This is a genomic window from Mesorhizobium sp. M7A.F.Ca.US.014.04.1.1 (genome assembly GCF_003998745.1).
Classification (GTDB): domain Bacteria; phylum Pseudomonadota; class Alphaproteobacteria; order Rhizobiales; family Rhizobiaceae; genus Mesorhizobium; species Mesorhizobium ciceri.
On record NZ_RZRW01000220.1, the window covers coordinates 1 to 8,963 of the forward strand.

7 protein-coding genes are annotated in these 8,963 nt (G+C 64.7%); 4 read left to right on the forward strand and 3 right to left on the reverse strand.

Annotated features, from left to right (window positions below; genetic code table 11):
• From EOA22_RS16300 to EOA22_RS16310, 3 genes are all read right to left on the reverse strand, one after another.
• On the reverse strand, positions 1–1,162 hold a 1,162-nt coding region (locus EOA22_RS16300; protein WP_164755493.1), incomplete at its 3' end, for an aspartate aminotransferase family protein.
• A complete protein-coding gene (locus tag EOA22_RS16305; protein ID WP_063167563.1) occupies positions 1,163–2,221 on the reverse strand; it encodes a phosphotransferase in 1,059 nt (352 codons plus the stop codon).
• Positions 2,218–3,513 (reverse strand): ArgE/DapE family deacylase, encoded by a 1,296-nt coding sequence (locus tag EOA22_RS16310; protein WP_063170179.1) that lies wholly within the window; start codon positions 3,511–3,513, stop codon positions 2,218–2,220. Before EOA22_RS16310 ends, EOA22_RS16305 begins: the two co-directional genes overlap by 4 nt.
• 185 nt (positions 3,514–3,698) lie before the next feature.
• On the opposite strand from EOA22_RS16310, the gene EOA22_RS16315 reads away from it, so the two are divergent.
• From EOA22_RS16315 to EOA22_RS16330, 4 genes are all read left to right on the forward strand, one after another.
• The gene (locus tag EOA22_RS16315; protein WP_024502523.1) at positions 3,699–4,379 is read left to right on the forward strand and encodes a GNAT family N-acetyltransferase; all 681 of its coding nucleotides are present in this window, start codon (positions 3,699–3,701) and stop codon (positions 4,377–4,379) included.
• Entirely contained in the window at positions 4,376–7,102 is a 2,727-nt protein-coding gene (locus EOA22_RS16320) for a LuxR C-terminal-related transcriptional regulator (RefSeq protein ID WP_063167562.1), read from the forward strand. The genes EOA22_RS16315 and EOA22_RS16320 overlap by 4 nt, the downstream gene beginning before the upstream one ends.
• An 83-nt stretch (positions 7,103–7,185) precedes the next feature.
• A complete protein-coding gene (locus tag EOA22_RS16325; protein WP_013532992.1) occupies positions 7,186–8,307 on the forward strand; it encodes a class II histone deacetylase in 1,122 nt (373 codons plus the stop codon).
• Positions 8,252–8,963: branched-chain amino acid ABC transporter permease (locus EOA22_RS16330; RefSeq protein ID WP_245478639.1), on the forward strand; the 712-nt coding region annotated here is incomplete at its 3' end. The genes EOA22_RS16325 and EOA22_RS16330, both read left to right, overlap by 56 nt.

Below are 8,963 nucleotides of genomic sequence, written 5' to 3' on the forward strand. Positions count from 1 at the left end.
CCGCCGATGTCTTGGTGGCGGCCAGAGCCTCGTCGCCGTCCGCCGTCAGCTCGACGCCGAAATAGAGGCCGTTGTGCCTGACATCAGCGACCGCGCCGTGCCGGCCCTGCAGGGCGCGCAGCAGTTCACTCGTATAGGCGCCGACATTGCGCGCATTCTCGATCAGCCCCTCGCCTTCGATGACATCGAGAACGGCGAGGCCGACAGCGGCCGCGACCGGGTTGCCGCCGAAGGTGTTGAAGTAGCCGGTGTTCGAACCGAAGGAGGCGACAAGCTGCGGCCGCACGAGCACGGCGCCCATCGGGTGCCCATCGCCGATCGGCTTGCCCATCGAGACGATGTCAGGCTCGATGCCATAGTTTGCGAAGCCCCACATGCCCTGGCCAAGCCGGCCGAAGCCGGACTGGACCTCATCGGCGATGACGATGCCGCCGGCCTTTTTGACGTGATCCGCCGCTTCGCGCATCACCGCCGCATCGGGAAAGAAGATGCCGTCGCTGGAAAAGGCGGAGTCGAGAAGCAGCGCCGCCGGCTTGATGCCTTTTGCTCGCATGTCCTCTATGGCAGCGGCGACATTTCCGGCGAAATCATGCGCGGCCCGGCCATGGTCGCGGAACGTGTCCGGCGCTGCCACCGTGCGGTGGTGCGCTGGTACCCCCTTTGCCCCGACCGCCGCCGGCGACAGTTGCGCCGTCGCTATGGTGGCGCCGTGATAGGCGAAATCGGTGATGATCACCCCGGTGCCGCCGCTGGAATGCTGGGCAATGCGGATGGCAAGGTCGTTCGCCTCGCTGCCGGTGCAGGTGAACATCGCGTGGCCGAGATGGGCCGGAACGGTGCCGAGAAGCTTTTCCGCGTAATCGAGGATGATCTCGCTGAGATAGCGTGTGTGGGTGTTGAGCGTTGCGGCCTGCCCGGACAGTGCCTCGACGACGCGCGGATGGCAGTGGCCGACCGAGGCGACGTTGTTGTAGGCGTCGAGGAACTTGCGGCCCTGGGCATCGTAGAGCCACACACCGCTGCCGCGCACCAGATGAATAGGGTTGCGGTAGAAGGCGCGGTAGGTCGGCCCGAGCAGCCTGGCGCGGCGTTCGAGCAGCGCGCGCTCCGATGCAGCCGCGTCGGCATTTGCGGGATACGGCGAGGACTGGGGCACGAGCATCTACTCCGGATTGGAATGGTCGAGAAAATAGCGGCGGGCATCGGTGGACGACAGACCATCAAGCTTTTCAAGCGAAGCCCAGACCTCGGTGGCGAGGCGCAGCACGTAGTCGCGCTTGGCCGGGAAACGCTCGGCCTGCCAACTGGCGATGTTGACGATGAGCGCAAGTCGGGCACGGATCAGATCGAAGAGAATGCCAATCTCTTCCTCCTCCAGTGGTTGGAGCGACTGATAACCTGCGACAAAGCGCGCTGCCGGTGCCAGCGGATGGCCTTCCGCCGGCCAGCGGTAGACGGCGCCGATGGCGAGGTCGCAGATCAGCGGCGAATGGATCATGTCGCCGAAATCGAGAATGCCGCTCACGACCTCCGGCCGCGAAGCATCCATCACCACATTGTAGGAATTCATGTCGTTGTGGACGATCTGCGCGCGCAGGCTCGGGATGACCGGCGCAGCATGCTCCTCGAAGGAGTCGATCGCGCGCTCGACCATCGCCCGCCGACTCGGATCAGTGATGTGCGCCATCATCGGCCGTGTCTTGGCGACCTTGCGGATGTCCCAGAGCAGGTCGTTGCCGGCGGCCGGATGGAAGAAGCCGCGCAGCGCCCGGCTGAGGCGGGCGAGGAAGATGCCCAGATTGCGATCCTGCGCCTCGGAAGTCGGCGAGCGCGACAGCAACTGACCGGACAGATAGGTCACCAGCCGGATAATGCGCGGCGCCGATCCAGCGACGCTGACCGCGAACTGCGCTTCATCCTCGATGCTTTTGCGCACCGAGGGAACCGGCAAGGTGGGGTCGACCGCAAGGATGTGGTCGAGCGCCTTGTTCTGGAAGTCGGTGAAGCCAGCTTCTTCCGCCGGATGGGAGATCTTCAGGACGAACTCGCCCTCGCCGTCGGTCTGAATATGGAAATTGTGGTCGCGTTCGCCAGGCAGCGGACGCGCGGTGCCGGTCAGCCCGTAGTGCCGGCGCAGGATGGCGAGGGCGTCGGCCGTGGAGACACCCGGTGCGTCCTCGGCGAGTGTTTCGCCGAACGCATCGGGCACCGCCGCATTCATGGCTTAGCCTCGATAGGTTCGAGGCCACACCAGTCGGCGATGAACAGCGCGATCGTCTGGGTGACCTTGCGCACCGAGTCGAGATCGACGGCCTCGTCATAGCCATGCGGCATGCGGCAGATCGGGCCGTAGACGATCGCCGGCGTGTCGGCATAGAGGCCGAAGAAACGTGCATCGGTGGTCGCCGAGGTGACGTGTTCCGTCAGCGGCTCGCCCCACACGGCGGTATGGCTGCGGCGCAGCACCGCTTCCATCTCGTCGGCGCCCTCCAGCACATAGCCCTCGGCCATGAAGCCATTGTAGGTCATCTTGGGTGGTCGGTTGGCCAGGAACGGATCGGCGCGCGCCGCATCGGCAATGCAGGCCTCGAGCTCGGCCCTGGCGTCTTCGAGCCTCTGGCCGGGATAGGTGGCGACGCGCATCTCGAAGACACAGCGCGCCGGAACGCTCGATGTCCACTCGCCGCCTTCGATCTTGCCGAGGTTGAAGCGGATCGGATGCGGGTGATCATGGAAATGCGGATCATCGACCTTGCGCGCGTTCCAGACGATTTCGAGCTGCTTCAGCGCCTGGATGATGACGAAGGCTTTTTCAATGGCATTGGCGCCGGCCGAAAATGCACCCGACGCATGCTGCGGATCGCCGTCGACCTCGACCCTGAACCAGATCGGCCCGACCTGCGCCCGCATCAGCCGCGGCTCCAGCGGCTCGGGAATGAAGGCGGCGTCGGCGCGGTAGCCGCGCTGCAGGCATGCAAGCGCGCCATTGCCGGTGCATTCCTCCTCGACCACCGACTGGAGATACACGTTCGCGGCCGGCTGATAGCCAAGGCTACGCAAGGCGCTCAGCGCATAGAGGCAGGCGGACAGGCCGGCCTTCATGTCGCCGGCGCCGCGGCCATGCATCCAGCCATCCTCGATCGCCGGATCGTAGGGATCGCGGACCCAGCGGTCGAGCGGTCCGGTCGGAACGACATCGATATGGCCGTTGAGGATCAGCGAGCGGCCGGTCGCGTTTCGCGGCGTGTGGGTAGCAACGACGTTGAAGGCATCGTCGTAAGAGACCGCCACGGGGGAAAAACCCGGCAGGTCGCGAATCACGTCGACATCGACGCGCCACATGTCGACCGCGTAGCCATCCGCCTCGTAGGCGGCGGCCATAAACGACTGCGCGGGGTGTTCCTCGCCACGTTGGGAGGGAAAGCGCACGAGGTCTTGCAGAAACGCGACCTGTCGGGCGAAGCCATCATCGACTGCGCTCAGAATGGCCTCATCCGCAATCCGCTTAGGCATCATATTTCACTTTCATCTGGATGGTGTATCATATCTCATATGCCATTCCTGTGAAATGCAAGAGGCATGCGCGCCAAACTTTCAGTCCAGGACTTGCCGTTCGATGCTGCCATGGTCTTGGGGGAGTTGGCATCGGATGCAGCAAGCCGATACTGCTATCTCTGGAAGACATGACGAGGAATGCGTTGATCACAGAAGACACGATGCCCGCCGAAATCACCGATCTCGCCATTGGCTACCATCGCCTGCCGGCTGGCAAGCTTGCCAATGCGGTGACCTGGATGGAAGCGCGTACGCCGCAGCCGGATCTCGCGCGCCCTTTGGGCATGACACGGATCACGACGCCCGACTGCGTTTCCTACCGGGCGATCTTTCTCAAGATCGGCGCACCCTGGCTGTGGGACCGCGTTTCCGAAATGTCCGATGCCGAAATCACCGAGCATTTCGCCGACCCGCGCCAGCATCTCTACTACGGCCATGATGAAACCGGCGCGCATCTCGGCATGGTCGAGTTCTTCGCCGCCGACAATAACGAGATCGAGATCACCTATTTCGGCCTGTTCCCGTCCCTGACCGGCCGCGGTTTCGGCAAACGGCTGATGGCCGGGGCACTGGAGCTCGCATGGCGTCTCAACCCGAGCCGCATCTGGCTGCATACAAGCAGCTTCGATCATCACAGCGTCATCGGATTCTACAGCGCCTGCGGGTTCGTGCCCTTCGCTACCGGATTTGAGATCGTCGACGATCCCCGTATCAAGGGAACCTTGCCGCGCGATGCCGCACCGCAAATTCCGCTGATCGAAGCGGAGTGGAGCGGCTGCGGCGACTCTCCCCCAGAGAGCTACAGGCTGTGCGGACCTAGATGAGAACAGCTCCGCAATCCGTCAGCCAAGCGTCGCCGCACCATCGCCGATGGGTGCGCCGCGAGACCATTCTGTCGACGCTGGCGCGTCATATCGACACGCGCATCGTGCTGTTCGCCGCGCCCGCCGGCTTCGGCAAATCGACGACGATGGCGCAATGGGCTGCGGAAATCGCACGCCACGGCAGGCTGACGGCATGGCTGTCCTGCGAGGCGACGGACAATGATGAGGGCGCCTTCCTATCGCATCTGGTGGGCGCGCTGCGCCATCTGGTCCAGAGCCCGGCGGAACTCGACCTTGCCTTCCAGTCGAGCCCCATCCCGCAGCTCGATGTCGTGCTCGCGGCACTTGTGGCGGGTCTGGCGGCGCGCGAGGCCGACATCACCCTGTTCTTCGACGATTACCACGCCGTCGAGGCGCCGGCGGTGAAGCGGTTCATGGAGCGCCTGACCCGGCAGGCGCCGGAAAATGTTGCTTTCGTCATCGGCTCACGCAGCCTGCCCGACCTGCAGCTCGGCAAGCTCCGGGTGCTTGGCGACGTTTTCGAAATCGGCCCCGACGATCTGCGTTTCGCCTCATCCGAGGCCGAAGCTTTCTTCAACGACAAGCTGGGCCTGAGCGTCAGCAGCGGCACGGTGGAGACCTTGTGCTCGCGCACCGAAGGATGGGCCGCCGGCCTGCAACTGGCCTCTTTGTCACTGAGTGCCGCGCATGCACCGGAAACCGTCATCGGCAATTTTACCGGCGCCAACCGAAACGTCGCCGACTTCCTGATGGGCGAAGTGTTCCTGGAACTGCCGCCGGCGATCGCAAAATTCCTGCTCTACAGCTCGATCTTCGAACGCTTCAGCGCCGAGCCCTGCCGGGCGGTGATGCGCGCGGCCGACGCCGAAGCGGCGATCACCGAGATCGAGACGCGCAACCTGTTCCTGGTGCCGCTCGACGAAGAGCGGCGCTGGTTCCGCTACCATCATCTGTTCCGCGATTTCCTTAGCCGCGAAATGGAACGGCGCGAACCGGAGATGATCGCGCCGCTGCATCTGGCGGCTGCCGAATGGTTCGGCGAGCGCAAGATGCTGACAGAGGCGATCGGGCACGCGCTGGCCGCCGGCGACCAGGCCCGCGCGGCGGTGTTCGTGGAGAACAATGCGCTCGACCTCATCGCCCAGTGCCAGCTTCTCTACGTGCGCCAGCTGCTGGCACTGCTGCCGAGGAAGCTGATCGACCAGCGCATTCGGCTGCAGCTGGTCGTGCTGTGGTTGGCGGTGCACAGCAGCCAGCCGGAGATTGCCCAACAGACGCTGAGCAATGCGCGCAAGCTGGTCGAAGCCGGACCGACCGACAGCAACGACCCGGGCACGATGACCGGCACAACGATCGAGGCCGAGCTCGTGGTTCTCGCCGCCGCCGTTCACAGCACGCTGGAGCAGTTCGATCAGGCGCGCGCCACAGCCCTTGCGGCCCTGCGCGTCATCGCGCCCGATGCCTGGTTCATGGAGGGCGCGACCGCCAATGTCATTGGCTACAACCTCTATGCGCTGGGTGACCTCGACGGCGCACGCGCCGCCATCGATGCGGCACGCCGGGCGCATGAGCGAAGCGGCAGCCTGCTCGGCGTCACCATTGCCAATTGCTACATGGCCGTGATCGAGCGTTCGGCGGGCCGCTTGCCCGCCGCCGAGCGGCTGCTGCGCAACGCGATCATCGAGGCTCGGGCGCGGATCGGTGCAAACTCCTATGCCGAGGCCCTGGCCGGCACGCTGCTTGCGGAACTTGCCTATGAGACCAATGCGTCGGGCGAAGCGCTGACCCTGGTCGAGAATCTCGGACCGCAGATCGAGGGCGCGGCGGTCATCGTCTATCCCCTGGCCAGCGTGCCGACCTATGCCCGCGTGCTGCAGCTGACCGGTCGCACCGAAGCGGCACTGGATATGCTTGAGCGCGTCTATCAACGCGTACATGGCACGGTGTATCGCCGCCTGGCATCGATGATCGTGCATGACCGCATACGTGTGCTGCTCGACCAGAACCGTATTGCCGAGGCGCGTGCGCTGCTGGCCGAGCATCGGGGCGAAGGGACCGAGGCTTCGGTGGTCATCACTACCGCCAACGAGTTCGAGTTCTTTGCCGAGGGCCGCCTGCTGACGGCCGAGAAATCCTATGCCGCTGCCGCGGGGGTTTTCGACGCGCTGCTCGAGCGCACGAAAGACAGCGGGCGCATGCGCCGCCATATATTGGCGCTGATCCTGCGCGCCAAGGCGGCCAGCGCCTTCCACGACCAACGCGAGGCCGACCGCAATCTCCTCAATGCGTTGCGTCTCGCCCAACCCTCCGGCTTCATCCGCTCTTTCGTCGACGAGGGAAGGCCTGTTGTCGAAGGGTTGATGCGGCTGCGCGCGGCCCAGGCGAAGACCGATCCCGCACTGTCAGCCTATGCGTCGCGCATCATCGATGCCGCGCAGGCGATGCCTGTCGCGACGCGCAAGCTGGCCGCACCAGCCGCCGAGAAGGAACAGCTCACCCAGCGCGAGGCCGAACTGCTGCGCTATCTCACCGAGGGCATGTCCAACCGCGATATCGCCTTGGCGTTGTCGGTGAGCGAGACCACGGTGAAATGGCATCTGAAGAACATTTTCGGCAAGCTCGCGGTGACCAACCGGGTGCAGGCGGTGCGCGCCGCGCAAGGATCTGCAGGCGCCCATACCCCTCCGAAAGGAGGGGCATAGATAAGAGGCGCGACCCCACTTTCGGGTCGGGCCATCTGATCGTTAGCCTGCTAGCGTCACCTGGTTTTCAGAGGACGCTGCGCATGGCGACAGGCTACGTTTTTCACGAACAGCTGATGTGGCATGACACCGGCTCCAGCGCCGACATGATGCCGCCCGGCCGTTTCGTGGAACCCGGCCGGCATCTGGAATCCCCTGGCTCCAAGCGCCGGCTGAACAACCTCATCCAGGTCAGCGGCCTGTCGCGGCATCTGGTGCCGATCATCCCCGAGCCGGTCTCGGTCGACGACCTGTTGCGCGTGCACACGCAACGCCATGTCGACGATATTCGCATGCTCAGCGAACGCGGCTCCGGTTTCGCCGGGCCGCAGGCGCCGATCGGCCTCAACAGTTTTGACATCGCGCTGCTGTCGGCCGGGACCACCTATGCCGCGATGCGCGCCGTGCTGACCGGCCGCGTCGACAATGCCTATGCGCTGGCGCGGCCGCCGGGACACCATGCCGAGCCCGACCAGGCGATGGGCAACTGCCTGTTCTCCAACATTGGCGTCGCTGTCCGCCGGCTGCAGCATGAAGGCTTGCTCGGGCGCGCGGCGATAGTCGACTGGGATGTGCATCACGGCAACGGCACCGAGACGGTGTTCTATTCCGACCCGTCGGTTCTGACCATTTCCGTGCACCAGGACAATCTCTATCCGACCGGGCGCGGTGCGCTGGCCGACAACGGGAAAGATGCCGGCGAGGGCTTCAACATCAACATCCCGCTGCCGGCCGGCAGCGGCACCGGTGCTTATGAAGCGACTTTCGACCGCGTTGTCGCACCGGCACTGCGCGCCTACAGACCGGACCTCGTCATCGTCGCCTCCGGCTTCGATGCGTCCGGCTTCGATCCACTCGGCCGCATGATGCTCAACAGCGAATGCTTCAGGCGTCTCGCCGCGCGCATGGTTGCGCTGGCCGCCGAGACCTCGCAAGGGCGCCTGATGATGACCCATGAAGGCGGCTACTCCGAGGGCTATGTGCCGTTCTGCGGCCATGCCGTCATCGAGACGCTAGCCAATCACCGTACCGAAGTGGTCGACCCTTTGTCGGACCATATCGACGAATGGGCCGGGCAAGACCTGCAGCTTCATCAGGCCGCGGTGATCGATGCCGCCGAAGGCCTGCTCGCCGGCCTGCGCCAACGTCTCGCCAGTGCGGCTTGACGCGATGGATTTCGTCATCACCACGCTGCTCAATGCGCTGACGCTGATCAGTATCCTGATGCTGGTCGGGCTCGGGCTGGCGATCAGCTTCGGCCTGATGAACGTGACCAATTTGGCACATGGCGAGTTCGTCACCGTCGGCGCCTTCGCGGTCTATTTCGTCCAGAGCATGGGTGGCTCGTTCTGGCTAGGGCTGGCGGCTGCCCCCATCGCCGGCGCGGTGATCGGCTGCATCCTCGAATTCGCCATCATCCGCCATCTCTATTCCAGGCCGGTCTCAACTGTGCTTGCCACCTGGGGCGTCAGCCTGATCCTGCAGCAAGGGCTGGAACTGATCTTCGGTCTCGGCGCCAAGCCGGTGACGCCGCCTATCGAGGGCACGCTCGACCTCTTCTTCACCGTCTACCCGGCCTATCGGCTGATCCTGATCGGCATCGCCATGCTGACCTTGCTCGGCGTCATCCTGCTGATCAGCCGCACGTCCTTCGGTCTCGACATCCGCACCGTCATCCAGAACCGCGAAATGGCCGAGGGCGTCGGCATCAACACGCGGCGCACCTACGCCATCGCCTTCACCTTCGGCGCGGCCATCGCCGGGCTCGCCGGCGGACTGGTCGCGCCGCTGGCGATCGTGCTGCCGCAGATGGGGGTGAACT